The following is a 23713-nucleotide window of genomic DNA, read 5'->3' on the forward strand; positions in this document are numbered from 1 at the left end:
TTCCTTGATGATAAGGGAAAGCCGGTTAAGATGGTGGCTAAGGGCAAGGTCAGGTACTCGGAGCCCGGAAGGAAGGCTTTTTCAGACTACGCAGAGTACGACTTCAGAACGGACATAATAGTGCTCAGGGGGAGAGCCCGGGTTGAGGAGGAGAAAAACGTCCTTGAGGCTGAGGAGATAGTGTATGATAAGAAGAACCAGACCCTACAGGCAAAGGGTGAAAAGAGCAAAGTTAGGACCATCTATATTGAGGAGGAGAGCGAATGAAAAAATCAGATATAACCAGGGAGATAGCCAAGAGGAAGGGGATCTCTCAGAGGAAGGCGAGGCTCATAGTTGACCATGTCTTCCAGGCTATGGCTGAAGCTCTCACAAGGGGGGAGAAGGTTGAGATAAGGGGACTCGGGACCTTCAAGGTGAAGAGGAAGCCCTCAAGGTTCATGAAGGACCCCCGGACGGGGGTTGAGATATTCGTCCGGGACCGCTCCGTTCCTACCTTTAAGATGGGGAAGCTGATAAAGAACCAGCTGAACCCTAAGAGTGAATGAAGTGGGACGTACTTGTAGTTGGCTCTGGACCTGCCGGCGCGACAGCCGCATACACCTTAGCTAAGGAAGGCGCAAAGGTTCTCCTCGTTGATATAAAGAGAGCACCCGGTGTGCCCGTCCAGTGTGCGGAGTTCGTTCCCATACAGCTCAAACACAGCTTTCCGGAGTTCTTCCCCAAAGAGGTTGTAGCCCAAGAAGTCGGAGAGATGGTTCACTTCACCCCCTGGGGTGAGATAGTCAGCATGTACTCTGAAGGATACGTCCTCCACAGGAATAGATTTGACAAGCGCATAACAGAGCTTGCCCTCTCCGAAGGTGCTCAGCTCAGGCTGAGGACCCGCTTCCTCGGTTTTGAGGACGGGAAGGCTTGGCTTGAGCACATAGACAGCAGGGAGAGGTACCCCGTTCAAGTCCGGTGGGTGATAGGAGCGGACGGTCCGAGGTCAAAGGTGGCGAAGCTGACCGGACCCCACACGGAGAGCTTTCTGACCACAGCCCAGTTCACAGTACCCCTGAGGGTTCCAGTCGGAGACCTCCTCATCTACTTCAGAGACTACATACCCGGAGGCTACGGCTGGATATTCCCAAAGGGGAGCGTGGCGAACGTGGGGGTCGGCATAGACCCGAGCTACCCGATAAACGTCATGGAAAGCCTGAGGAGGTTCTTCAGGGAGGTCCTCTCGGAGGGTATAGTCGGCGAGAAGATACTCTCAAGGACAGGAGGCTGGATACCGGCTGAGGGTGTGAAAGGACCGCTCCGCGGTGATGTACTTCTGGTTGGAGATGCGGGAGGCTTTTGCCATCCGATAACCGGGGGAGGTATTGCCAACGCCGTTCTCACAGGCTCAATGGCTGCCCGATCCATCCTTGAGGAGTCCCCTGAGGAGTTTGAGGAGGAGGCTATGGAGCTCTTGGGAAGCTCCTTGAACAGAGCCGCTCAAAAACGGGTAAAATACATGAAGAGCTGGGACAACCTTAAGTCAATAGTTCCCAAGACGTGGATAGCCTTTGAGGAGTACTGGAAGGAGGAATGATATGATAGACACAGCCTTTGCCCAAGGACAGGCGCCCCACAGCCCAACAGGAGCCATTCTCTTCCAGGTCCTCTTCCTCGTTGGTATATTTGCCATCTTCTACTTCCTGATAATAAGACCCCAGAAGAAGGAGAGGGAGAGGCACAGAAGGCTGATTGAGAGCCTTAAGAAGGGGGACAAGGTTGTTACATCCTCCGGTATATGGGGAACCGTCGTTGAGATAGGCGACAGAACTGTAACCCTTAAGGTTGATGCCAACACGAAGATAACCTTCTCAAAGGAGGCTATAATAGGCTTCCAGCCCAACTACGAGAGGAAAGAGGAAAAGGATTGATCAGGAGCTGAGCCTTCTGCTCAATCTGAGAGCTTCCCGGTCAATATCCTTGTACTCTCCCGCCTTTTCAAAGTCCTCTATGTAAAACTTCCCCTCCCTATAGGCAACAAAACCGGACCTCTCACCCGAAAGGAGAGCTTCGGTGGCAACCTCACCGAACTTCATCCCCATTATCCTGTCGGTATGGGTTGGTGAACCTCCCCTCTGCAGGTGACCCAAGACGGTAGCCCTTATCTCTCCGTACCTCTCCCCTATTTCTGAAAGGAGATACTCCCTAAGGGACTCAGCCCTGCCGTACCCCTCAGCCATGACGATTATGTAGTGAAGCTTCCCCAGCTCCTTAGCCCTCTTTATCTCCTCAGGGATCCTCTCCTTAGGGAAGCTCTCCTCGGGAACGAGGATAAGCTCAGCTCCCGTAGCGAGACCAGCCTCAACCGCTATGAAGCCTCTGTTTCTGCCCATCACCTCAACTATGAATACCCTCTCATGGGAGCTCGCCGTGTCCCTTATCTTGTCTATAGCATTTACGGCGTTTCTGAGAGCTGTGTCGTAGCCTATGCAGTACTCGGTGGCACCTATATCGTTGTCTATAGTGCAGGGCACCCCAATGACGGGAATTCCGCTCTCCTCAGCTATCAGCTCCGCTCCCTTGAAGGTTCCCTCTCCGCCGAGGACTATGACGCCCTCAATTCCGTTACTCTTAAGGTTCATATAGGCTCTCTCCCTGTGCTCAAGCTCCTTGAACCTCTCCTCCCTGCTGCTAAGGAGTATGGTTCCTCCCCTGTCAAGGATTCCCCCCACATCCCTGCTTCTGAGCTCCCTCAAATCCCCCTCTATAAGACCTCTGTAACCCCTCTTCACACCCACGACCTCATGTCCCAGAGACTCCGCTGTCCTCACCACAGACCTGATGACAGGGTTCATACCGGGGGCATCCCCTCCCGAACAGAGCAGAGCTATCCTCATAATCTTAGAATTTTAAACCATGCCGAACTTTATGCTGAGGCTCGCCTTCGTGGGAACAAGGTTCTCGGGATGGCAGATCCAGCCCGATGTGCCTACAGTTCAGGGAACGTTAGCCTTTGCCCTGAAGAGGCTATTTGAAGAAGAGGTAAAGCTCGTGGGCTGTTGCAGAACCGATGCAGGTGTCCACGCTAAGGACTACATAGCAAACTTCCTGTCCTCAAAGGATATGGATGAGAGGAGGCTCTTGAGGGCTTTGAACTCAATGCTTCCAAAGGATATAGGCGTTTACGAGGTAAGGAAGGCTCCCGAGGACTTCAACGCAAGGTACTCGGTTAGAGGAAAGACTTACATCTACAGGATATGGAACTCGGAGGCGAGAGACCCCTTCCTCTACCCTTTCTCCTGGCACATACCCAAACCCTTGAACCTGGAGGCTGTAAGGGAAGCTATGGACGTCTTCTCGGGGAAACACGATTTTTCCGGCTTTGCAAAGCTGGAGGGGGAGAAGAATACGGAGATCCATCTGAAAACTGGCGTTAGGGTTGAAGGTTCCCTCATAGAGCTCAGCTTCACAGCGTCCCACTTCCTGCGTTACATGGTCAGAAGGCTCGTGGGAGCTGCTGTAAAAAGGGCGGAGGGGAAGCTCAGCAGGGAAGCGCTAAACGAGTATCTGAGAGGAGGGCACTGCCCTCACACCGCTCCGCCCCAAGGACTTACCCTTGAAAAGGTTCACCTCTGAGGCTCGCCCACCTGAGCGGGCTCCTCTTTCTTCTCCTCCTTGTTCTCAAAGTCAGAGGGCTTTACGTTTTTGAGCTTTTCCCTTAGCTTCTTCCTCTCCTCAACTATAGCCTTAAGCCTCTCATACTCTTCCATTGAAAAGCACATATCTCTCACCTCCTGCCTTTAATCTCCACCCGCGACACCATAGCTTCAAGGGTTTGGAGATTATGGAATTTAGTCCCTAAAGGTATTAACTTTATAGCTTAAGTGCCTTTTCCCGTATAATATCCTAATCATGAAAAGCTTCAAAATCGCCGTTCTCAAGGGAGATGGTATAGGTCCCGAGATAGTTGATGCCACCCTCAAGGTACTTGAGAAGGTTAGCTCCCTCTTTGGCGTTAGCTTTGAGCTGATGGAGGGTCTCATAGGTGGTTCCGCTATAGATGAGAAGGGAACCCCCCTCCCCGACGAGACCCTGAAGATATGTAAGGAGTCTGACGCTGTGCTCCTCGGAGCGGTCGGAGGTCCCAAGTGGGACAACCTCCCTACAGATAAGAGACCCGAGAAGGGACTCCTTAAGATAAGGAAAGAGCTTGACCTTTACGCCAATCTGAGACCGGCAAAGGTCTGGGAACCGCTGATAGATGCATCACCTCTCAAGCCGGAGGTAGTCAGGGGAACGGACATGCTCGTAGTCAGGGAGCTGACTGGAGACGTTTACTACGGTGAGCCGAGGGGCATATTTGAGGAGAGAGGTAAGAGGGTTGGCATAAACACCATGAGGTACACCGAGGATGAGATAAGGAGGGTCGTGAGGAAAGCCTTTGAGATAGCAGGAAAGAGGAGGAAGAAGTTGACCAGCGTTGACAAGTCAAACGTCCTTGAGGTCAGCGGTCTCTGGAGGGATGTCGTTGAAGAGGTGAGCAGGGACTTTCCAGAAATTGAGCTTGAACATCTCTACGTTGACAACTGTGCCATGCAGATAGTCAGGCGCCCCAGCACCTTTGACGTCATAGTAACGGGCAACATATTCGGCGACATTCTCTCCGATGAGGCGGGAGTGGTGGTGGGAAGCCTCGGAATGCTTCCCTCGGCAAGTATAGGTGATAGGTACGCCCTGTACGAGCCGGTTCACGGCTCTGCGCCCGACATAGCGGGTAAGGGGATAGCCAACCCGATAGCAACGATACTGTCGGCTGCCATGATGCTCAAGTACTCCTTTGGAATGGACGATGCAGCTGAGCTTGTAGAGAAGGCTGTTGATAAGACCCTGAGGGAAGGCTACAGGACACCGGACATATACTCCGAAGGTTGTAAGAAGGTAGGAACCGAGGAGATGACCGAAAGGATAATAAAGAACATGGAGGCTCTGGCGGGATGAAAAGGGTTTTCATACTTCTCCTTCTGCTCTCCCTCTTTTCCTTTGGAGCGGGGCTTGAGGCTTTAAAGGATTTCTTTGACAGAAGCGGATACGTCGTTGAGAAGCTTGGAGACAGGGTGATAATAGACCTTGGAAAGGGGAGGGCATACACCGGAGAGGTCTTCTCTGTCGTGAAGGAAGGGAAGGAGGTGGTCCATCCCGTAACGGGTGAGGTCATAGGAAAGATTGACGAGGAGGTTGGAAGGGTGGAGGTGGAGGAGGTAAGAGAGAAGTTCTCCTTCGCAAGGATACTTGAGGACAAGGGTATAGAGAAGGGAGACAGGGTCAAGCTCAGCCCCTCATCGGTCTGCTACGTCGGTAGCGAAGAGGGCTACTTCAAGGTGAGCTCCCTTATAGGAGAGCTGAAGAGAGGGGAGGATTGCGATTACGTTGTGAGGGAGCTAAGGGAAGGCTTCGGTGTCGCTTACAGGGGAAAGGCTCTCGCCTTCTTTGAGAAGCCCAAACCTGCGGTAGTTAGGAAGGTCAGAGCCCAGAAGGCTCCCGAAGACTTTAAGCTCAGCGCTCGTTTCGTCATAACTTTCCCAAGTCTGCCCCTTTCAGCGGACGCCTGCAACTTCTTTGGAAGGGACTACTTAACGGTCCTATTCTCCAACAAGCTCGTTATATACGAGGTCCTTGACAAGGACATAGTTGAGTATGCGACCATGAACCTGCCCTCGGGATACCCTGTATCGGTCCAGTGCGCTCCCCTTGAGGGAGAGAGCGACATAATCCTCCTGAACATTATCTCCGGTGGTGAGGCTACCTCTTACATAGTCAAGCTCGTAGGGGGGACGCCCGTTATATCCGTGGAAGGAGTACCCTACTTCCTTGCGGTTCTTGATAAGAGCAGAGCGAAGGAGACCTTCGTCGGTCAGAAGTTTGATGCGAGAGACCTATGGGGAGAGGTGAAGAGGCTTGAGCTCTCAGCTGGAGGTGTGGTTGAGAAGGGAGATATGGACCTTCCTTCGGGCTTCAGGCTTGACTCGGCAGTCATGATGGGAGACCTCCTCCTGTTCACCGACAGGGATGGGTATCTGAGGCTCTTCAAGGGGGGAGAGATGCTCCTTTCGGAGGAGAACTTTGATGGCTCTTACACAACCGCGGAGCTTCCGGGAACCTACGAGGACAACGATAAGTACACCTTCAACGTAAGGCACCCTGTCCTGAGGATAGGTAAGAGGGACTACCTCGGGGCGGTGCGCAACGTGAGGAGTCCGGTTTACAAGTTCCTTGACGTTACGAAGTTTTCCGAGGGTGCCCTCTTCGTTGTCCACATTGATGAGAGGGGAAAGGCAGAGCTTAGGAAAGTCACGGGAAAGAAGTTTGAGGAAGCCATCCAGTCCGTAGTCAGAACTAAGGGCGGGAGGATGTTTGTAATAACCGGAAGGACCGGGACCCTTCCCCTCCAGAACAGGGGAGACCTCTTTGAGGTTGAGATCAACCCTTACTGACAGGGTACCTCGTGAGCGTCAGCCTGAAAGCCTCATCCAGATGATTGACGAAGTGGAGCTTCATCTGCTCCCTTACGTACTCAGGCAGGTCTTCCAAGACCTCATCCCTGTTCTTTTCGGGAAGAACCACCTCGTATATGCCTGCCCTCTTTGCGGCGAGGATCTTCTCCTTCAAGCCTCCAACTGGAAGAACCCTTCCCCTCAGGGTTATCTCTCCCGTCATGGCTATGTCCATCCTGACGGGTATGTCGGTGAGAAGGGACATCAAAGCCGTCGCTATGGCAACCCCCGCGGAAGGTCCATCCTTTGGAACCGCACCCTCGGGGACGTGGATGTGTATGTCTATGTTGGGGAATATGTCCGGGTCAATACCGTAGCTTTCAGCGTTGGACCTGATGTAGGAGAGGGCTGCCTGAGCTGACTCCTTCATTATGTCACCGAGAGAGCCAGTGAGAAGCAGTCCACCCTTGCCCTTCATCTTGGTAGCTTCTATGAACATTATCTCCCCACCTACCTCCGTCCAGGCGAGCCCTGTTGCTATGCCTACGAGGGGCTCCTTCTCCCTCTCAGGCTTGTATCTCGGAACTCCGAGGAGCTTCCTTATGTCCTCCTTCTTTATCGTGAAAGGTCCCTCTTCACCCTTAAGCTTCCTGACGGCTATCTTTCTGAGAACGGAGGATATCTGTCTCTGTAAGCTTCTAACACCCGCTTCGCGGGTATATCCACGTATTATCTCAAGGATAGCCTCGTCCTCAAAGATCACCTCCTCGGGCTTTAGTCCGTGAAGGGGTATGAGCTTTGGTATGAGATGCCTCTGGGCTATGAAGAGCTTCTCCTCCTCCGAGTACCCGGATAGCTGTATGAGCTCCATCCTGTCCAGCAGGGGTGTTGGGATCGTATCCATGCGGTTTCCAGTGCAGATAAATATCACCTTGGAGAGGTCAAAGGGCAGCCCTATGTACAGGTCTGTGAAGTTCTTGTTCTGCTCGGGGTCAAGGACCTCCAAGAGAGCCGCAGCCGGGTCTCCCTGGAAAGAGAGGGAGAGCTTGTCTATCTCATCCAGCATTATCAGTGGGTTCTTCGTCCCAGCCTGCTTTATAGCCTGTATTATCCTCCCCGGCATGGCGCCGACGTAAGTCCTCCTGTGCCCCCTTATCTCAGCCTCGTCCCTTATGCCTCCGAGGGCTATTCTGACGAACTTCCTTCCGAGGGCTTGGGCTATAGACTTTCCGAGAGATGTCTTTCCAACCCCCGGGGGACCCACAAAGGCAAGTATCTGGGCGGTTGACTCACCACCTTCGGTAAGCTTCCTGACCGCAAGGTACTCTATTATCCTGTCCTTGACCTTCTCAAGGTCGTAGTGGTCCCTATCAAGTATTTCCTTAGCCCTATCAAGGTCGTAGTTGTCCTGGGTCTCTTTGTTCCAGGGAAGCTCAAGGACCCAGTCAAGCCAGGTTCTGATGACACCAGCCTCGGCGGAGTCGGGGTGGAGCCTCTCAAGCCTCTTTATCTGCTTCTCAATCTCCTTCTTTATGGACTCCTCAAGCTGAAGCTCCTCAAGCCTCTTCCTGTACTCCTCTATCTCAGCCCTCCTCTCGTCAGCCTCACCGAGCTCCTCCTGTATAGCCCTGAGTTGCTGGCGGAGGAAGTACTCCCTCTGCTCCTTCTCTATCTGCTCCCTCGCCTGAGTGCTTATCTGCTGCTTTACCTCCAAGAGTCCAACCTCGTTCAGAAGGAACTGGTGGACCTTCCTGAGCCTCTCCCTCGGGTCAAAGGTCTCAAGTATCTCCTGAGCTTCGGAGGACTTCATCTCAAGGATTGAGGCTATCAGGTCGGCGAGCTTGCCCGGCTCCTCAATCTCCCTTATTATCATCACCACGTCGGGGACCACCTGCTTTCCGAGGGAGATAGCCTTATCAAGGAGCTCCTTGACGGACTTGATCAGTGCCCTGTCCTCAATGGTGAGGTCCTTTTCCTCTATATCTCTCTCCTCAACGGGCTCAACAACAGCCTCGTAGTGGTCTTCCTTGATCAGGAACTCCTTGAGGACTCCCCTCCTTATACCCTGAACTAGGACCTTTATCCTGTTCTCCTCTATGGGGACGACCCTTATTATGTGGGCTATTATGCCTACCCTGTGGATGTCCTCTTCCTTAGGCTCCTCTATATCCTTTTCCTTTTGTAGGGTCAGGAATATGAGCTTATCCCTCTTGCTCGCCTCCTCAACCGCCTTTATTGAAAAGAGCCTTCCCACGAAGAGGGGAAGGACCATCGTGGGGAAGAGGACTATATCCCTCAGAGGCATGAGGGGATACTCCCTCGGTGTATCTGGAACTTCCGGAACGCGCATCATCTCTGGCGTCAACCCTGACCTCCTTTGGTTTTTAAGTATATAGTATCTTCACCCCTCCTTCAGGGCGTTCACTATCTCCTGAACAGCCTTCTTCGCATCCGCAAAGAGCATAAGGGTGTTGTCCATGGCGAAGAGAGGGTTGGGAATCCCCGCAAATCCGGGGCTAAGGCTCCTCTTTATAACAACCACTGTCTTCGCTTTCCAGACCTCAAGGACGGGCATGCCCGCTATAGGACTCTTGGGGTCGGTCTGGGCGAGGGGGTTCACCACATCGTTCGCACCTATAACTATGACCACATCGGTCTGCTCAAAGGTCGGATTTACCTCCTCAAGCTCCTTCATCTTCTCGTAGGGTATGTCAACCTCCGCGAGGAGGACGTTCATGTGTCCGGGCATCCTCCCAGCAACTGGGTGTATGGCAAACTCAACCTCAACCCCCTTTGACTCTAAGAGGTTGTAAAGGTCCCTGACCGCATACTGAGCCTGAGCAACCGCCATCCCGTAACCGGGAACTATCACCACCCTCCTCGTCCCCTCAAGCAGGAGGGCAACCTCCTCCGGGCTCGTAGCCTTGACCTTTCCGGCGTATATGTCCTCTTCAGAAGTCTGGGCTACCTCACCAAAGCCTCCAAAGAGAACGTTGAGGAGTGACCTGTTCATAGCCTTACACATAAGGTTTGTCAAGATTATCCCTGAGGCACCGACGAGAGAGCCTGAGATTATCAGGGCGTTGTTCTGAAGCACGAATCCCGTTGCTGCTGCGGCAAGACCCGAGTATGAGTTAAGGAGGGCTATCACAACCGGCATGTCCGCCCCGCCTATTGCTATGGTAAGCAGAACGCCCAAGACCGAAGAGAGGGCAACTACAAGCCAGTATAAGCTCAGCTTCTCAGGGCTGGTTACCAAGTAGGCGCCCAGACCCAGAGCACCGAGACCGAAGAGAGCCTTTACCACCTGCTCACCCGGGTACCTGAGGGGTCTCTCGTTTATCAATCCTTGGAGCTTTCCAAAGGCAACCATGCTACCGAAGAAGGTGACCGCACCAACTATTCCCGATGCCACGGAGGCAGACAGAAATAGCCTATCAAGGCTCGGGCTCTCGTAAAGGGCTGAACCGGCTACGAGGGTAGAGGCACCGCCCCCAAGACCGTTGAATATGGCGACGAGCTGAGGCATGGCGGTCATCTCAACCTTGAGGGCTAAGAGGGTGCCTATGGCAGCTCCCAGGATGAGACCAACTATTATCACCGAGAAGTCCACTATCCTCTTGTCAAGGAGGGTTACAACGACCGCTATAAGCATTCCGAGGGCGCCGAGCATGTTCCCCCGAACAGCGGTTCTCGGGTGGGAGAGACCTTTAAGCCCGAAGATAAACAGGGACGCTGCTAAAAGGTAGGCTAAGTTAACTACAACCTTCTCCATTATCAGTCCTTCCTCCTGAACATCTCAAGCATCCTGTGGGTTACGAGGAACCCGCCCACGACGTTTATGGTGGCAAAGACCAGGGCTACAAATCCGAGGGCTGTCGTGAGAAACGAGTGCCCGGAACCCGCAGATATCAAAGCTCCCACTATCGTTATCCCCGATATGGCGTTTGAGCCGGACATGAGGGGAGTGTGAAGGGTGGGAGGGACCTTTGTTATAACCTCAAAGCCCACAAACATGGAAAGCACAAAGATGGTGAAGTACATAACGAAGTCTTCCATCAGCTTCCTCCGCTCATAAATTCCTTTATCCTCTCATTCACAAGCTCACCCTCCTTGAAGAGGAGGGTCTCTCTGACTATCTCGTCCTCAGTGTCAATATTCAGCTCTCCGTCCTTGAGGATGAGGCTGAGGAAGTTCACAACGTTTCTCGCGTACATCTGGCTGGCATCGTGGGGCACCTCGGAGGGAAGGTTCACAGCACCCACTATCCTCACACCGTACCTCTGGACAACCTCACCGGGAACGGTCAGCTCGCAGTTTCCTCCCCTCTCAGCTGCAAGGTCAACTATAACGGAGCCTGGTCTCATCCCCCTGACCATGTCTTCGGTTATCAGGACGGGAGCCTTCTTTCCCGGCACCATGGCGGTCGTTATCACCACATCGCTCTCTCCCACGACCTCCTTCATCATCTCCCTCTGTCTTCTGTAGAACTCCTCGTCCATAGCCTTGGCGTAGCCTCCCCTGTCCTCAGCCTGTTCGCTCTCAAGTCCAAGCTCAACGAACTTGGCACCGAGTGAGAGGACCTGCTCCTTAGCCGCAGGTCTTATATCGTACGCCTGAACCACAGCTCCGAGCCTCTTGGCGGTAGCTATAGCCTGAAGACCGGCAACGCCCGCCCCGACCACGAAGACCTTGGCGGGAAGAACCGTTCCAGCCGCAGTCATAAGCATGGGGAACATCTTGGGAAGCATGTTGGCAGCTATGAGAGATGCCTTGTATCCGGCAACTGTCGCCATTGATGAGAGGGCATCCATGCTCTGTGCCCTCGTTATCCTCGGGATGAGCTCTATCGCAAAGGCTGTCAGCTTCAGCTCCCTGACCCTTTCGTATATCTCGCCAACGCTGAAGGGTTCAAGGAAGCCTATGAGGACCTTTCCCCTGTAGCTGTCCGCCTCCTCAAGGAAGTTATCCCTGTCAGCCATCAGGTCCCTTACCCTGAGGAGGATATCAGCCCTGTCAAAGACCTCAGTCCTTTCAACGAGCTCCGCACCAGCCTGAGCGTACTCCTCATCCCTGAAGCCAGCAGCCTCTCCGGAGCCCCTCTCAACGAGGACGCCCGCACCCTTCTTGAGGAGCTTTCCGACCTCTGAGGGGACAAGGGAAACTCTCTTCTCGTTGGGGTATCTTTCCTTGAGAACGCCGATAAGCATGGTGTATAATTTTAGCATGAGGAAGTTAGTCCTTGCCTCACTTGGAGTAGCACTCCTCCTTGTTCTCAAGTCCTGCGGTGAACCCTACAACAAGGCAAAGGATGTAGCGGAGGAGTTCCTTGAGGAGATAAAGGAAAAGGAAGGGAAGGAGGCTATCAGATACCTCCATCCTTCCTTCAGGGACGGGCTTGTAAAGGACCTTAAGCTCCCCGTCCAGTTCACCGAGATGAAGCCCTCTGAGGTTCTCGCCTGTATGCTGAGCACAATGGGGGCTAACATAGATGAGTTTGAGGTAAGGGAGGGGAAACTCATAGGGGACAGAACAGCGCTCCTGAAGGTGAGTATAACCGACAAGAGCGACGTTGAGAAGCTTTTCAGCTTCGTCCTGATAAAGGAAGGGGACAAGTGGCTTATCGCCGACATAACCCCCTACGCTCCACCAAAGCCTGCGGGTGAGGATTGAGGTTCTTAATCTGGCAGACAGCATACCTTGGAGACGTAATACTGACAACTCCTCTGATAAGGAGTGTAAGGAAGAACTTCCCTGACTCTGAGGTCTTCTTCGCTGGCAGACCTTTCATAAGGGAGCTTTTCAGGGGATGGGATGTAGGGCTCTTACCCTTCGGGAAGGGCTTCCTTGAGAGCTTTGCAATCTTAAAAAGGCTGAGGGGGTTTGATGTAGCCCTCGTACCCCACAGGTCCTTGAGGACAGCCCTAATAATGCTCCTTTCAGGGATACCGGTCAGGGTAGGCTTTGACAGGTCTGAGCTCAGGTGGGCATTCACCCACATAGTTCCCCACCGCTGGGAGTTCCATGAGGTTGACAGGAACCTTGAGCTCTTGAAACCCCTCGGTGTGAAGGACTTTGTGAGGGAAACCTTCCTTCCCCTTGGTGAGGAGGAAAAGGGAGAAACTCTGAAGAGGTTCGGTCTGGAGGAGAGGGGCTATGTCGTGGTGAACCCCTTCTCAAACTTTCCCCTCAAGGAGTGGAGCATAGAGAGCTGGGGAAAGCTCATAGCCGGACTTAAGGTTGAGGTCGTGGTCACGGGGCTTTCTTCCGACAGGGATAAGGCTGAGGAGCTGAAGAAGAGGGCTTCTTTCAAGGACCTAGTTGGTAAGACGAACCTAAGGGAGCTCATGGCTGTTGTGGGTGGAGCTAAGCTCGTCGTGTCCAACGACTCCTCACCTGTTCACATAGCGAACGCCCTAGGGGTTCCAGCCCTGACCATATACACGGCGACCTCCTCCAAATACGGCTTCTATCCTCTTGTAGGTTCCTATATAGATAACCCTGCGGGCTGTTCCCCCTGCTCCCCGAACCCTAAGAGATGCAGGACAGGTACCTATGAGTGCCTAACCCTTCCTCCTCCTGAGCTTGTCCTTGAAGCTATCCAGGAGCTCCTCTAAGTTAAGGACCTCCTTGCCGTCCGCCTTCTCGTAAGCCCTGTAAGTTCCTTCCTCCTCAACCACCTTGACGTTCTCTATCTTCCTCCACCTTCCCGTATCCCTTGCCTTTACGTATATGTCCTTAACCTCCCCAGCGGGGAGGTCCTTCTTCTCAAGGAAGAAATCAGCCTCTTTAAGGAGCTTTATCATGTGGTCGCAGGTATCAAAGTAGTAGGTGTAGTTTCCTATTCTCATGGTGCAGAGCTCATCCTCGTTGAGTATAAGGACGTTGCACACAGGGCACCTGCAGTCCTCTGGAGGGGTGAAGTCCTTTGTCCTCTCCGGATGTCTGCTGACATAGAAGGCGACGCCTCCGAGGATGGTAGCTGTAAGCAAGAGGTCTGTAAGGGCGATATACTCTAAGTATTCCCTCGCAAAGAGACCGAGGACGCTCACCACGAGGCTCAGGACGACAACACCGCCAACGAGGAGGACGTATCTCAGCTTGTAGCCCTTGAACATGAGGAATATGGTGGTTATTATCCCGAGGAACTCAACAACCCTGCTGAGCACTATAAGGATGGTCGTTTCCTTGAACATGTTAAAAAGTATGGGAAAGGGTTGTGGTCAAGTCAAGCTATGAGCTCAAGTAAGAGCTCCCTTAGCCTCTGGAGGGAACCGCTCCCGCCCAAGAGCTCCCTGACTCCTGCAAGCTCCTCTCTCATCATCTCTCTCTTTCTATCGCTTTTTAGGATCTCTTTGACCTGTGAGGCTATCCTCTCGGGGGAGGTGTTTATCATCTCCGGGACGACCTCCCTATTGAGTATGAGATTTGGAAGGCTGACGTAGGAGACCTTGACGAGGAGCTTAGCCAGGATGTAGGTGAGGGGGTTCACCCTGTAAAAGACGATGTGAGGATTTCCCGCAATGGCTGCCTCAAGGGAGGAGGTGCCCGAGGCTATCAGGGAGAGCTCCGAGTGAAACATTGAGCTGTAGGCGGGTCTCTTCACATCCTTATCGGTCAGAACCTTTACGGGAAGGTCGCCAAAGCTCTCTGAAAGGAAGTCCCTGAACTCCTCAAAGGTGGGCAGGACAAAGGAGAGGTCTTCATGCTTCTCAAGGAGCAGGCTCAGGACCCTTATGAGAAGAGGTGTGTGCCTCTTGAGCTCTACCCACCTGCTACCCGGCATAAGGTTGATTATCCTCCCTGAGGGAAGACCAAGTAGGGAGCGAAACTCCTCCTCTCCAACTCCAGGGGAGACCATATCAACGAGGGGATGCCCCACGTAGTGAACCCTAAAACCCTTTCCCTCAAACCTTCTGTAGAACTCAACCTCAAAGGGAAGTATGACTATAAGGTGGTCGGAGTACTCAGCTATGGTCTCAGCCCTCTTTGGTTTCCAAGCCCAGACCTGGGGAGAGATAAAGTATATTACCTTCTTCACACCGAGCTTTCTTGCCTCCCTTATGAGTCTTAGGTTGAAGCCCGGAGCATCGCAGGCTATCAGGACATCACACCCCTTCAGCTCCTCAAGGGCACGGGAGAAGACCCTCCTTATCTCAAGGAGCCTTGGCAGGACCTCCGCAAGACCCACCACCGATATCTGAGAAATCCTTGCAACGCTCCTAACACCGAGGCTCTCAAGCCTTTCATCCGTTATCCCCACAAGCTCATACCCCCCAAAGCCCTCTCTCAGTATCTCCCAGAGGTAGTTGGCAGCGGACAGGTCTCCGACCGAGAGGAAGAGCTTACGGGGCATGATATTATTAAAGACCATGAAGATAGCCTTTGTGAGCAGAGGTAATGCGGTCAGGAGTCTGATGGCTGAGGCTGTGGCGCGACGGCTCCTCTCCAATATGGGTATAAAGGCTGAGGTCTTCTCCGCAGGCACCGAGCCCCAGAAGGAGGCTCATCCCTTAACCCTGAAGGTCCTTGAGGAAAAGGTCTACCCTACGGAAGGGCTCCATCCCAAACCCCTTGAGAAGATTCCCTACAGGAAGATAGATGTGCTCATAACTATGTGCAACGAAGCGAGGGAAAAGTGTGAGTTCACCTTGGCTCACAAGCGGAGGGAGAACTGGCTCATAGACGAGCCCACCGAGAGGGAGGAGTCCTTCAGAAAGACCCTCCAGATCATTGAGAGACACATAAAGGAGCTTTTAAAGCTCAGCCAGTAAGTTTTCAAGATAGCACCTCTTGACCTCTACGGAGTATAACCTGAGGTCCTTCGCTGGCTTGAAGTTCTCTCTTAGGAGAGTAGCCACTATTCTCTTGAGCTCCTCATAGCTCTCAGCCCTGAATCCGTAACCCTCTCTCAGGAGTAGCTCCTCCATGTCCCTTACCTTGTGGGTTCTTGGACCGAAGACAACGGGTTTTCCGAGGGCTGCGGGCTCAAGGAGGTTGTGACCACCAACGGGAGAGAAGGTCCCACCCACGAAGGCGACATCCGCAAGTTCGTAAAAGGACCTGAGCTTTCCAAGTGTGTCAACCACAAGGACCTCCCAACCAGATTCGGGCAAGCTCCACCTGCTGGTTTTAAAGCCCATGTTCTGGGCAAGCCTCTGAACTTCCTCAGCTCTTCCAACGTGCCTTGGGGCAAGAACCAGCTTGAGGGGAAAGGAAGACCTTAGCTCCGCAAAGAGCCTTAAGAGGAGCTCCTCCTCTCCTTCCCTCGTGCTACCAGCCACAAGGAGCCTATACCCCTCACCTATCCCAAGCTCTATCTTCTCAGGGCTCACCTCCTGAACGAGCTTTAGGTTCCCGCAGACCACGATCCTCTTAGCTCCCTCTTCCTCAAAGAGCTCCCTATCCTCTTCACTCCTTGCAAGGATAAGGGAGTAGCTCCTCACTAAGAGCCTTTCCAGAAAACCCCCCTTGGCGTAGGCGTTGACCAAGATCTTCTTGGAGCGTGTGGACAGCAGTAGGGAGGGCCAGAGCTCCCTCTCAACTATGACTATCGCCCTCGGTCTTACCATAGACTCAAACCTTCTTATCAGGGGAGGGAGGTCAAGGGGTAAGGGGTAAAGGGCATCGTAGAGGTCGGAGCATGAACTCAGGAACTCCTCAGCCCTGGGGGAGAAGTAGGTGAGAACCACAGGGTACCTTCTGCGCAGCTCTCTCAGGATGGGCTTGAAGGTGTTGAACTCTCCAACGCTCGCACAGTGAACCCAAAGGGGCTGGGAACCAGAGCTCAGCTGAATTTTCCTTGGAAGGATCCTCTCCCTGAGACGCAAGCCCATATATGTCTTAGAATTATAGTATGAAAGCTCTCCTGCTACTCTACTCGGGGCTTCTTGAAGAGGGAAAGGAGAAACTCTACACGGAGCTTGGAAAGAACATATCCCTTCTGACGAGGATAATCGGGATTGACAGCATCTACGCTTCCGTTAGCTCCCACTTCAAGGATATGTTTGATAAATTTCCCGAGGTCTGCCTCATTAACAACGTCAGGGACAGCTCCGTCTTCGCTGCCTACAAGGGGCTCAGGAAGCTCAGAGGCAACGATGTCCTCCTCGTGGACGGGGGGAGCGTCCTTACAAAGGAGGGTTTGTTTACCTTCTTCAACAGGGTCAACGTTACCGTGGGTATGGTTAAGGAGAGGTGGTCGGGTGTGGCGCTCATAAAGATGAGGGACCTTGACTATATGGTAAGGAGCCTTGAGAGGAACTTTGAGAGGAGCATCCTTGACGCCTTCTACACCTTGAGGGATACCTACAGCATAGTTACAGACTTTGTCCAGCTCAAAGAGAAGGCTGTTTTTCCGATTCTTGATTTGAGGTAGCTTTTAAGGGGGTGTGCTATGGTTGACCCAGACATACTGCTCATAGCCATGGTTGAGCTGATTGAAGGGGTCAGAAACCTCATAGGAGACAAGGGGGCTAACGCCGTCCTCAGGGATGCGGGAAGACACAGCGGACCAAAACTGCTGGAGAGCCTCATAGGACACCTTCCAGAGGTCCTTAGCAAGGATGAGGCGGTCAGAAGAACCTGCATGATGCTTGAGGAGCTCGGATTTGCCAAGAAGGTTGAGAAGGACGACTCCAACATAGTAGTTCAGGAGGACATATTCAGCGATGCCATAAGGGCTGAGGACATACAGAGATCGCCCGTCATATACTTCCTCATGGGTCTGATAGAGGGATTCGTGCAGTTCATGTCCGAAGATAAGGTCGTCCTCTCTCCAAAGGAGATAGAGAAAGGGAAGTTCGTCTTCTCTTACTCCTGAACCTTGAGGTAGCTTATGCTCTCTATGTGGTAGGTCTGGGGGAACATATCAACGAGCCGGATTCCCTCAAGGGTGTACCCTCCCTGAAGCAGCTGTCTGAGGTCTCTCGCCAAGGTTGAGGGGTTGCAGGATATATAGACTATCCTCTCGGGCTTGTTCTTTATAAGGAGCTCTATCTCGTTCTTCTCAAGACCGCTTCGCGGTGGGTCAAGGACAACGAGGTCAAGGACCTCACCACCCCTGCTCTTGAGGTGCCTGAAGGCGTCGGACTTAACGAATACAACGTTGTCCCTGCTGTTGAGCTTTGCGTTGTACTGGGCGTCGTTTATGGCGGAGCCGTTGCTGTCCGACCCTTCTATGAAGTTCCCCCTCTCGGAGAGGGGTATGGTGAAGAAGCCCACACCGCAGTGAAGGTCAAGAGCCTTTCTGAAGCTAACATCGCCTGCGACAGCATCAATAAAGTCCTCCCAGAGGGTCCAGTTCACCTGGAAGAAGGAATCGGCGCTAACCCTGTAGGTCCACCTCCCAACCTTCATGTATAGATACTCGGTACCTATCCAAAACCTCCTGTTCATGAAGCCCCTCAGGCGGGAGTAGTCTCCCACACCAACGACCTCTTCGGGAAGGAACTCCTCCCTCAGGCTGTTGAGAAAGTCCCTGTCTATCTCAATTGGTGTGATGAACTTCACGAGGAACTTGTCCTCGTAGGGGGAGTAAGTTACGTGAACCTCCTGAAGCTCCTTTATGTTGCGGGCACACTCCTTGAGGGGACCAACGAGCTCGTTTATCCTCGGGTGGGCAACGGGGCAGCTGTCTATATCAACGACCTCCTTCTCATCCCACCTGAAGAAGCCGAGCTTACCGTTCTTGACCTTGAACTGAACCCTCACCCTGTAACCGAGCTCTTCACCAGATCTCAGGGAGTCCAAGAGCCTGGGTTCCTTTACCTTACCTATTCTCTCCAGGGTCTCAAGGAGTATGGACTCCTTTGAGTTGACCTGCGCATCGTAGTCCATGTGCTGGAGTTGACAGCCTCCACACACACCGTAGTAAGGGCAGGGGGCTTCCCTTCTGAACCTGGAGGGGATCACCACCCTCTTTACGAGAGCCTCAGCATAGTCCTTCCTATCCTCAAGTATCTGGGCATCAACGAGCTCCTGCGGTGCCGCAAAGCGTACCATTACCACCTTGTCCCTGTGGTGGGCAAGCCCGTATCCGCCGTAAACGAGCTTTTCTATGGTTAGACGGAGACTCTCACCCTCACTCAGCCTGTCCTGACTCTCTAAGCTCTGTGAGCTTCTCAAAGTCCTCCTCCGACATTACATCAATATGCCACCCCGTCAACCTGTGGGCAAGCTTAACGTTGGTTCCCCTTCTGCCTATCGCGAGGGAAAGCTGTTCTTGAGGAACCGCAACCTCCGCTCTCTCCTCTTCGGGTATCAGCCTTACCGCCGTTGGCTGGGCAGGCGACAGAGCCCTCCTTATGAACTCCTCCTCGTCCTCAGTCCATCTGACGACGTCTATCTTTTCACCGCCCAGCTCCTCAGATATGGGCTGTATCCTTGACCCTCTCAAACCTACCACTATCCCAACGGGATCCATCTTCATATCCTTCGCATGAACTGCCACCTTTGCCCTCTCACCGGGTATGCGGGCAACCGCCTTTATCTCTATCTCCTTCTCCGCAACCTCCGGTATCTCGGTCTCAAGGAGCCTCTTGAGGAAGAGGGGATGGGTTCTTGAGAGTATGAGCCTTGGCTCCCCGTGGAGCTTCTTTACCTCAAGCAGGAGCGCCTTTACCCTGTCCCCTACGTTGTACTTCTCGCCAGGTATCTGCTCCCTCCTTGGAAGTACAGCCTCCACCTTACCCAAATCAACTAGTACATCACCGTTCTCATATATCTTGCGAACTATACCGGTGACTATCTCTCCCTCAAGCTCCTTGTACTCCAAGAACCCCCTCTCCCTCTCCGCCCTCTCAAGCTCGCTCAGGAACTCCTCCTTCGCAGCGTAAGCCGCTATCCTGTTTATGTCCTCTGTGCTTATATCAAGGGGGAAGCGCTCCTTCTTCTTTCCCTTTCCCCGGACTATGTACACCTTTATACCCTCATCGGTGAACTCAACATCAAGGTTCTCCCTTATCTTCTTAGCCTTCTTTATAGCTATAACTATGGCATTCTTCAGGGCGTACTCAACAACCCTTTCGGGCAGGTCCTTCTCCTTAGCCACCTGTTCTATAAGCCTTCTTATGTTCTTTACCATCTCTCTGGCTCCAATCTGCCTTTTGCTATAGCAGAGAAGGGTATGTGAAGCAGCTCTCCCTTCTCCCTCTCCTTCAGGGTTATTATACCTTCCTTGACATCCTCCAGATATCCGGTAGCCTCCCTCCTTCCGCCGACCGGCTCCCTCAGAACCACCTTGATGAGCCTACCCTTAAAGAACTCGTAGTGCTCTGGCTTCTCAAGCTCCCTCGTCAAGCCGGGGGAAGATATCTCAAGCATATAGGAGAAGGGGATCAGGTCCTCAACGTCCAACAGGGCGCTTATCCTCCTACTCACCTCCTCGCAGTCCTTTATGGTAACTCCTCCGGGCTTGTCAATTATCACCCTCAACACCCACCCCCTCTCGGGCTTGAACTCTACGTCAAAGAGCCTGTAGCCCATTGAACGGACAACGGGCTCAACGAGCTCCTTAACCTTCTGGGAAATCTCTTTGCTGTTAATATTCATAGGTATTATTTTACTTCCCCAACAGTGTAGAATTGATGGCATGGTTATATTCACGAGTGTAGATCCCCAGAGCAGGAAATTTTACGAGAAGAGTCTGAAGGACCTTCCTATAAAGGTCTTTGAGGATACTGTTGAGGACATACCTACGGGAGAGCTCGCTGAGGCGGAAGTGCTCTGCGTTTTTGTCTTTGACAGGCTCAACAGGGAGCTCCTTGAGAAGCTTCCAAGGCTGAGGCTCATCCATACGAGGTCCACGGGTTACGACCACATAGACCTTGAGTACTGCAGAGAGAGGGGGATAAGGGTAACCCACGTCCCAGCCTACTCTCCTTCCGCCATAGCTCAGCACACCTTTGCCTTGATGCTCTCCCTGCTGAGAAAGCTTGACAGGATAAGGGAAAAGGTTGATAGGCTTGATTACTCACAGTCCTACGACATAGTAGGCTTGAACCTTGAGGACCTGACCCTTGGGGTTGTGGGAACCGGAAGGATAGGCTCCTACGTTGCAAAGTACGGAATAGCCTTCGGGATGAGGGTGTTAGCCTACGACCTTTACCCTAAAGAGGAGCTGAGCAGAGAGGGGGTCATTTACACAGACCTGGAGGATCTCCTGAGGAAGAGCGACGTTGTATCCCTTCACATTCCCTATACGCCCGAGACCCACCACCTCATAGACAGCTCAAGGATTGAGCTAATGAAGGATGGCGTTATCCTCATAAACACAGCCCGAGGAGGAGTGGTGGACACGAACGCCCTTTACGAGCATTACATGAAGGGGAAGTTCGGAGGTCTTGGGCTTGATGTGTTTGAGGGCGAGGACATCCTCATACTCAAGAAGTACAGGAAGGGAGTGTCCTCACCGGAGGTCCTCAAGATAGTAGAGCTCTCAAGGTACGATAACGTGATAGTGAACCCCCACATAGCCTACCTTACCCAGAAGGCTGTAAAGAACATAAGGGAGCAGAGCGTTGAGGTCATAAGGGCTTTCATTGAGGGGAATCTGGAATATCTCAAAGAGTACAGCGTGGTCTGAACCAAATCCGGGTTATAACCTCTGGGTGAGTCTTAATTTATAATTCTCCTAACATGAACTTGAGCGAAGCTATCCTTACAATTCCAGCCCTGATGATAGCCGTAATCCTCCACGAGGTCGCCCACGGATGGGTGGCTTACAGGATGGGAGACCCGACGGCAAAGATGGCAGGCAGGCTGACCCTCAATCCCATTCCCCACGTTGACCCCTTTGGCACGCTTATCCTCCCCGCCATGTTCATAATCTTGGGCTCTCCCATAATATTCGGCTGGGCAAAGCCAGTTCCTATAAATCCCCTGAACTTCAGGGACCTGAGGATGGGAACCTTTCTCACCTCAATAGCTGGGGTGGCTATGAACCTAACCCTCGCCCTCTCCTTCGGGTTAGCCTACAGGCTCCTCTACTCCCTGTCCGACAGCGTTGATTCCTTTCTAGCAAACGCCCTCATATACCCGCTCCTGATATTCTGCACGAAGTCAGTTCTTATAAATCTCATCCTTGCCCTCTTCAACATAATACCCATACCTCCCCTTGACGGGAGCAAGGCTCTGATGAGCTTTCTGTCCTTCAAGTACTGGGAGCTATTCTACAAGTACGAGATATACGGCTTCTTCGTCATAACCGTGCTCCTCTTTACGGGCGTTTTGGGAAGGATAATCTACCCGCCCCTTGTCTTCCTCTACCGGCTCATTCTTGGAGGAGTGTGAGCTGGGAAAAAAGCTTATATTTAATAGGGTCATGAGAACGGTTTTTGACAGAGAGCTTATAAAGAAGTACGATAGACCAGGTCCGAGGTACACCAGCTATCCCCCAGCAACGGAGTTCACCGAGTCCGTGGGCGAGGAGGAGTACAGGAAGCATCTCATAGAGAGCAACAGGAGGAAGACTCCCCCCTCTCTCTACTTCCACATACCCTTCTGCGAGAGCGGCTGCTACTACTGCGGATGCAACATAATCATCTCCCACAGGAAGGGCATAGAGAGACCTTACCTTGAGAGGGTCTACCGGGAGATGGATATGGTCTCCTCCCTGCTTGCCTCCGACAGGGAGGTTGAGCAGCTCCACTGGGGAGGTGGAACCCCCAACTACCTTGAGCCCCATGAGATAGAGGAGTTCATGGCTGAGATAAGGAAGAGGTTCAGGTTCTCCGAGGATGCGGAGATCAGCATTGAGATAGACCCAAGGTACGCAACAGACGAGCAGCTTAGGGTTATAAGAGATGTAGGCTTTAACAGGATAAGCATGGGTCTTCAGGACCTTGATGAGAGGGTCCAGAGAGCTATAAACAGGGTACAGCCCTACGAACTCATGAAGGGGGTGATGGAAAAGCTCAGGTCTCTGGGCTTCCAGAGCATAAACCTTGACCTCATATACGGGCTCCCCTATCAGACGAGAGAAAGCTTCTCCAAGACGGTTGAGAAGGTGATAGAGCTTAACCCCGACAGGATTGCGGTTTACAGCTTTGCCTACGTCCCGTGGGTCAAACCGATCCAAAAGCACATAGACCCAGATACTCTCCCCCAGGCGGAAGAGAAGCTCTCGATCCTTGAGATGGTCATAGAGAAGTTCCAGGATGCGGGATACGTTTACATAGGTATGGACCACTTCGCAAAGCCCGAGGATGAGCTTGCCCTCGCCCAGAAGGAGGGAAAGCTGTGGAGGAACTTCCAGGGCTACACGACGAGGAAGGGCGTTGAACTCATAGGCTTTGGAGCTACATCCATAGGAATGCTTCAGGACTCCTACTTCCAGAACTACAAGACCCTGAGGGAATACAACCTTGCGGTTGATGAGGGGAGGCTTCCCGTATACAGGGGTTACGTCCTGACAGAGGACGACTTCATAAGGCGAGAGGTGATCATGGACATAATGTGCAACCTCGGTGTCAGCTTTGAGAAGATAGATAGGCTCTTCGGCATAAGGTTTGAGGATTACTTCTCCGAAGAGCTTGAAAACCTCCGGGAGCTCGAGGAGGACGGACTCATAAGGGTCAAGGACAGGAGGATCGATATCCTTCCTCCCGGCAGGCTGCTCATAAGAAACGTGGCTATGGTCTTTGATGCTCATCTGAAGACCAAGAAGGAGCTCAGGTTCTCGAAAACTATATAGTCGTCCTACATCAAAGGGGCGGGGCTCTCCGGGGGTTTTTCTGTAAAATTGTTAAGCATGAAGATAGGAGAGTTCCTCAGAGAAAACCAGCTTTCGGTGGGCGACAACGCTCTTTTCCTCCTGGAGAAGCTGGGCATCAGAGATGAGGAGCTTCTTAAAAGGCTTGAGTCGGAGATAGGCGAAAGCGCCAAGATGTCCAAGTCAAAGGCGAACGTGGTTGACCCCGAGGAGGCGGTTGAGAGGTACGGCGCTGACACCATAAGGCTCTACATACTCTTCGCAGCCCCGCCCGAGCAGGACTTTGAGTGGACCGATGAGGGCATTCAGGGAGCTTACCGCTTTCTCAGGAGGCTCTGGAACTTCATAACGGAGAGGGAAGATTGGCTCAGGGATATAGACTATACAGCAGAGGAGCTTAGAAAGGTCAGTGGGAAAGCGAAGGAGCTCAGGAGGATCATCCATGAGACCCTTGAGGGCTACCTCACCGACATGGAGAAGAGATACCAGCTCAACACAGCTATAGCTAAGGTGATGAAGCTACTGA

General features: G+C 52.7%; 28 protein-coding genes. 16 read left to right on the forward strand and 12 right to left on the reverse strand.

Features of this window, described 5'->3' with window-relative positions:
• From AC1HCM_RS02500 to yajC, 4 genes are all read left to right on the forward strand, one after another.
• On the forward strand, positions 1-267 hold a 267-nt coding region (locus AC1HCM_RS02500; protein WP_479460198.1), incomplete at its 5' end, for an LptA/OstA family protein.
• A complete protein-coding gene (locus tag AC1HCM_RS02505; protein WP_479460199.1) occupies positions 264-548 on the forward strand; it encodes an HU family DNA-binding protein in 285 nt (94 codons plus the stop codon). The genes AC1HCM_RS02500 and AC1HCM_RS02505, both read left to right, overlap by 4 nt.
• Complete coding sequence (locus tag AC1HCM_RS02510; protein WP_479460200.1) at positions 545-1582, forward strand: geranylgeranyl reductase family protein; 1038 nt, start codon at positions 545-547, stop codon at positions 1580-1582. Before AC1HCM_RS02505 ends, AC1HCM_RS02510 begins: the two co-directional genes overlap by 4 nt.
• Position 1583: 1 nt before the next feature.
• Complete coding sequence (yajC, locus tag AC1HCM_RS02515) at positions 1584-1916, forward strand: preprotein translocase subunit YajC (protein WP_479460201.1); 333 nt, start codon at positions 1584-1586, stop codon at positions 1914-1916.
• Here yajC and AC1HCM_RS02520 read toward each other — a convergent pair whose 3' ends face one another.
• On the reverse strand, positions 1917-2882 hold the full coding sequence (locus tag AC1HCM_RS02520) for an ATP-dependent 6-phosphofructokinase (protein ID WP_479460202.1): 966 nt from the start codon (positions 2880-2882) through the stop codon (positions 1917-1919).
• A 19-nt stretch (positions 2883-2901) separates the two neighbouring features.
• On the opposite strand from AC1HCM_RS02520, the gene truA reads away from it, so the two are divergent.
• Positions 2902-3621 carry a tRNA pseudouridine(38-40) synthase TruA gene (truA, locus tag AC1HCM_RS02525; RefSeq protein ID WP_479460203.1) on the forward strand — a complete coding sequence of 240 codons (720 nt, stop codon included), beginning with the start codon at positions 2902-2904 and terminating at the stop codon, positions 3619-3621.
• On the opposite strand, the gene AC1HCM_RS02530 is transcribed toward truA, so the two are convergent.
• Positions 3612-3767, reverse strand: coding sequence for a hypothetical protein (locus AC1HCM_RS02530; RefSeq protein WP_479460204.1), 156 nt, complete (start codon positions 3765-3767; stop codon positions 3612-3614). The genes truA and AC1HCM_RS02530 overlap by 10 nt on opposite strands.
• Positions 3768-3897: 130 nt before the next feature.
• Between AC1HCM_RS02530 and leuB the strand changes: the two genes are divergently transcribed.
• Complete coding sequence (gene leuB, locus AC1HCM_RS02535) at positions 3898-4983, forward strand: 3-isopropylmalate dehydrogenase (protein ID WP_479460205.1); 1086 nt, start codon at positions 3898-3900, stop codon at positions 4981-4983.
• On the forward strand, positions 4980-6476 hold the full coding sequence (locus AC1HCM_RS02540; RefSeq protein WP_479460206.1) for a hypothetical protein: 1497 nt from the start codon (positions 4980-4982) through the stop codon (positions 6474-6476). Before leuB ends, AC1HCM_RS02540 begins: the two co-directional genes overlap by 4 nt.
• On the opposite strand, the gene lon is transcribed toward AC1HCM_RS02540, so the two are convergent.
• From lon to AC1HCM_RS02560, 4 genes are read right to left on the reverse strand one after another with little or no spacing between them, the layout of a single operon-like run.
• Entirely contained in the window at positions 6463-8826 is a 2364-nt protein-coding gene (gene lon / locus AC1HCM_RS02545; RefSeq protein ID WP_479460207.1) for an endopeptidase La, read from the reverse strand. The two genes, AC1HCM_RS02540 and lon, sit on opposite strands and share 14 nt — an antisense overlap.
• 51 nt (positions 8827-8877) lie before the next feature.
• A complete protein-coding gene (locus tag AC1HCM_RS02550; protein ID WP_479460208.1) occupies positions 8878-10251 on the reverse strand; it encodes an NAD(P)(+) transhydrogenase (Re/Si-specific) subunit beta in 1374 nt (457 codons plus the stop codon).
• A 2-nt stretch (positions 10252-10253) separates the two neighbouring features.
• Positions 10254-10535 (reverse strand): NAD(P) transhydrogenase subunit alpha part 2, encoded by a 282-nt coding sequence (locus AC1HCM_RS02555; RefSeq protein WP_479460209.1) that lies wholly within the window; start codon positions 10533-10535, stop codon positions 10254-10256.
• Positions 10535-11686 carry a Re/Si-specific NAD(P)(+) transhydrogenase subunit alpha gene (locus AC1HCM_RS02560; RefSeq protein ID WP_479460210.1) on the reverse strand — a complete coding sequence of 384 codons (1152 nt, stop codon included), beginning with the start codon at positions 11684-11686 and terminating at the stop codon, positions 10535-10537. Before AC1HCM_RS02560 ends, AC1HCM_RS02555 begins: the two co-directional genes overlap by 1 nt.
• Before the next feature lie 16 nt (positions 11687-11702).
• Here AC1HCM_RS02560 and AC1HCM_RS02565 point away from each other — a divergent pair, with 16 nt between their 5' ends.
• A complete protein-coding gene (locus AC1HCM_RS02565) occupies positions 11703-12149 on the forward strand; it encodes a DUF4878 domain-containing protein (protein ID WP_479460211.1) in 447 nt (148 codons plus the stop codon).
• Positions 12146-13093, forward strand: coding sequence for a glycosyltransferase family 9 protein (locus AC1HCM_RS02570; protein WP_479460212.1), 948 nt, complete (start codon positions 12146-12148; stop codon positions 13091-13093). The genes AC1HCM_RS02565 and AC1HCM_RS02570 overlap by 4 nt, the downstream gene beginning before the upstream one ends.
• Here AC1HCM_RS02570 and AC1HCM_RS02575 read toward each other — a convergent pair.
• Together AC1HCM_RS02575 and lpxB are read right to left on the reverse strand one after the other, a co-directional pair.
• A complete protein-coding gene (locus AC1HCM_RS02575) occupies positions 13040-13672 on the reverse strand; it encodes a hypothetical protein (protein ID WP_479460213.1) in 633 nt (210 codons plus the stop codon). The two genes, AC1HCM_RS02570 and AC1HCM_RS02575, sit on opposite strands and share 54 nt — an antisense overlap.
• A 32-nt stretch (positions 13673-13704) precedes the next feature.
• Positions 13705-14832: a lipid-A-disaccharide synthase gene (lpxB, locus tag AC1HCM_RS02580; protein WP_479460214.1), complete on the reverse strand. Its 1128-nt coding sequence runs from the start codon at positions 14830-14832 to the stop codon at positions 13705-13707.
• Here lpxB and AC1HCM_RS02585 point away from each other — a divergent pair.
• Entirely contained in the window at positions 14831-15250 is a 420-nt protein-coding gene (locus AC1HCM_RS02585) for an arsenate reductase ArsC (protein ID WP_479460215.1), read from the forward strand. The two genes, lpxB and AC1HCM_RS02585, sit on opposite strands and share 2 nt — an antisense overlap.
• Here the strand turns inward: AC1HCM_RS02585 and AC1HCM_RS02590 are convergent.
• Positions 15233-16312, reverse strand: coding sequence for a 3-deoxy-D-manno-octulosonic acid transferase (locus AC1HCM_RS02590; protein WP_479460216.1), 1080 nt, complete (start codon positions 16310-16312; stop codon positions 15233-15235). The two genes, AC1HCM_RS02585 and AC1HCM_RS02590, sit on opposite strands and share 18 nt — an antisense overlap.
• A gap of 20 nt (positions 16313-16332) precedes the next feature.
• Between AC1HCM_RS02590 and AC1HCM_RS02595 the strand changes: the two genes are divergently transcribed.
• Both AC1HCM_RS02595 and AC1HCM_RS02600 read left to right on the forward strand, forming a co-directional pair.
• Complete coding sequence (locus AC1HCM_RS02595; RefSeq protein ID WP_479460217.1) at positions 16333-16854, forward strand: hypothetical protein; 522 nt, start codon at positions 16333-16335, stop codon at positions 16852-16854.
• Positions 16855-16872: 18 nt separating this feature from the next.
• Entirely contained in the window at positions 16873-17298 is a 426-nt protein-coding gene (locus AC1HCM_RS02600) for a hypothetical protein (protein WP_479460218.1), read from the forward strand.
• On the opposite strand, the gene AC1HCM_RS02605 is transcribed toward AC1HCM_RS02600, so the two are convergent.
• From AC1HCM_RS02605 to AC1HCM_RS02615, 3 genes are read right to left on the reverse strand one after another with little or no spacing between them, the layout of a single operon-like run.
• Positions 17289-18602, reverse strand: a complete 1314-nt coding sequence (locus AC1HCM_RS02605; protein ID WP_479460219.1) for a class I SAM-dependent RNA methyltransferase — start codon at positions 18600-18602, stop codon at positions 17289-17291. The two genes, AC1HCM_RS02600 and AC1HCM_RS02605, sit on opposite strands and share 10 nt — an antisense overlap.
• Positions 18559-19560 (reverse strand): transcription termination factor NusA, encoded by a 1002-nt coding sequence (gene nusA, locus AC1HCM_RS02610; protein ID WP_479460220.1) that lies wholly within the window; start codon positions 19558-19560, stop codon positions 18559-18561. Before nusA ends, AC1HCM_RS02605 begins: the two co-directional genes overlap by 44 nt.
• Positions 19554-20027, reverse strand: a complete 474-nt coding sequence (locus tag AC1HCM_RS02615) for a ribosome maturation factor RimP (protein ID WP_479460221.1) — start codon at positions 20025-20027, stop codon at positions 19554-19556. Before AC1HCM_RS02615 ends, nusA begins: the two co-directional genes overlap by 7 nt.
• Positions 20028-20067: 40 nt before the next feature.
• Here AC1HCM_RS02615 and AC1HCM_RS02620 point away from each other — a divergent pair, with 40 nt between their 5' ends.
• The 4 genes from AC1HCM_RS02620 to AC1HCM_RS02635 form a co-directional block, all read left to right on the forward strand.
• Positions 20068-21060, forward strand: coding sequence for an NAD(P)-dependent oxidoreductase (locus AC1HCM_RS02620; RefSeq protein WP_479460222.1), 993 nt, complete (start codon positions 20068-20070; stop codon positions 21058-21060).
• Between the two features lie 53 nt (positions 21061-21113).
• The gene (locus AC1HCM_RS02625) at positions 21114-21767 is read left to right on the forward strand and encodes a site-2 protease family protein (RefSeq protein WP_479460223.1); all 654 of its coding nucleotides are present in this window, start codon (positions 21114-21116) and stop codon (positions 21765-21767) included.
• A gap of 31 nt (positions 21768-21798) precedes the next feature.
• Entirely contained in the window at positions 21799-23169 is a 1371-nt protein-coding gene (hemN, locus tag AC1HCM_RS02630) for an oxygen-independent coproporphyrinogen III oxidase (protein ID WP_479460224.1), read from the forward strand.
• 57 nt (positions 23170-23226) lie between these two features.
• Positions 23227-23713 (forward strand): class I tRNA ligase family protein (locus AC1HCM_RS02635; RefSeq protein ID WP_479460225.1); only part of this gene is annotated, 487 nt, incomplete at its 3' end.

The organism is Hydrogenivirga sp. (genome assembly GCF_056450045.1).

Bases quoted from the DNA above. Each gene is read 5' to 3' on its own strand.
- AC1HCM_RS02505 (WP_479460199.1), top strand. From the start codon at position 264: ATGAAAAAATCAGATATAACCAGGGAGATAGCCAAGAGGAAGGGGATC.
- AC1HCM_RS02510 (WP_479460200.1), top strand. From the start codon at position 545: ATGAAGTGGGACGTACTTGTAGTTGGCTCTGGACCTGCCGGCGCGACA.
- yajC (WP_479460201.1), top strand. From the start codon at position 1,584: ATGATAGACACAGCCTTTGCCCAAGGACAGGCGCCCCACAGCCCAACA.
- AC1HCM_RS02520 (WP_479460202.1), bottom strand. From the start codon at position 2,882: ATGAGGATAGCTCTGCTCTGTTCGGGAGGGGATGCCCCCGGTATGAAC.
- truA (WP_479460203.1), top strand. From the start codon at position 2,902: ATGCCGAACTTTATGCTGAGGCTCGCCTTCGTGGGAACAAGGTTCTCG.
- AC1HCM_RS02530 (WP_479460204.1), bottom strand. From the start codon at position 3,767: ATGTGCTTTTCAATGGAAGAGTATGAGAGGCTTAAGGCTATAGTTGAG.
- leuB (WP_479460205.1), top strand. From the start codon at position 3,898: ATGAAAAGCTTCAAAATCGCCGTTCTCAAGGGAGATGGTATAGGTCCC.
- AC1HCM_RS02540 (WP_479460206.1), top strand. From the start codon at position 4,980: ATGAAAAGGGTTTTCATACTTCTCCTTCTGCTCTCCCTCTTTTCCTTT.
- lon (WP_479460207.1), bottom strand. From the start codon at position 8,826: ATGCGCGTTCCGGAAGTTCCAGATACACCGAGGGAGTATCCCCTCATG.
- AC1HCM_RS02550 (WP_479460208.1), bottom strand. From the start codon at position 10,251: ATGGAGAAGGTTGTAGTTAACTTAGCCTACCTTTTAGCAGCGTCCCTG.
- AC1HCM_RS02555 (WP_479460209.1), bottom strand. From the start codon at position 10,535: ATGGAAGACTTCGTTATGTACTTCACCATCTTTGTGCTTTCCATGTTT.
- AC1HCM_RS02560 (WP_479460210.1), bottom strand. From the start codon at position 11,686: ATGCTTATCGGCGTTCTCAAGGAAAGATACCCCAACGAGAAGAGAGTT.
- AC1HCM_RS02565 (WP_479460211.1), top strand. From the start codon at position 11,703: ATGAGGAAGTTAGTCCTTGCCTCACTTGGAGTAGCACTCCTCCTTGTT.
- AC1HCM_RS02575 (WP_479460213.1), bottom strand. From the start codon at position 13,672: ATGTTCAAGGAAACGACCATCCTTATAGTGCTCAGCAGGGTTGTTGAG.
- AC1HCM_RS02585 (WP_479460215.1), top strand. From the start codon at position 14,831: ATGATATTATTAAAGACCATGAAGATAGCCTTTGTGAGCAGAGGTAAT.
- lpxB (WP_479460214.1), bottom strand. From the start codon at position 14,832: ATGCCCCGTAAGCTCTTCCTCTCGGTCGGAGACCTGTCCGCTGCCAAC.
- AC1HCM_RS02590 (WP_479460216.1), bottom strand. From the start codon at position 16,312: ATGGGCTTGCGTCTCAGGGAGAGGATCCTTCCAAGGAAAATTCAGCTG.
- AC1HCM_RS02595 (WP_479460217.1), top strand. From the start codon at position 16,333: ATGAAAGCTCTCCTGCTACTCTACTCGGGGCTTCTTGAAGAGGGAAAG.
- AC1HCM_RS02600 (WP_479460218.1), top strand. From the start codon at position 16,873: ATGGTTGACCCAGACATACTGCTCATAGCCATGGTTGAGCTGATTGAA.
- nusA (WP_479460220.1), bottom strand. From the start codon at position 19,560: ATGGTAAAGAACATAAGAAGGCTTATAGAACAGGTGGCTAAGGAGAAG.
- AC1HCM_RS02615 (WP_479460221.1), bottom strand. From the start codon at position 20,027: ATGAATATTAACAGCAAAGAGATTTCCCAGAAGGTTAAGGAGCTCGTT.
- AC1HCM_RS02620 (WP_479460222.1), top strand. From the start codon at position 20,068: ATGGTTATATTCACGAGTGTAGATCCCCAGAGCAGGAAATTTTACGAG.
- AC1HCM_RS02625 (WP_479460223.1), top strand. From the start codon at position 21,114: ATGAACTTGAGCGAAGCTATCCTTACAATTCCAGCCCTGATGATAGCC.
- hemN (WP_479460224.1), top strand. From the start codon at position 21,799: ATGAGAACGGTTTTTGACAGAGAGCTTATAAAGAAGTACGATAGACCA.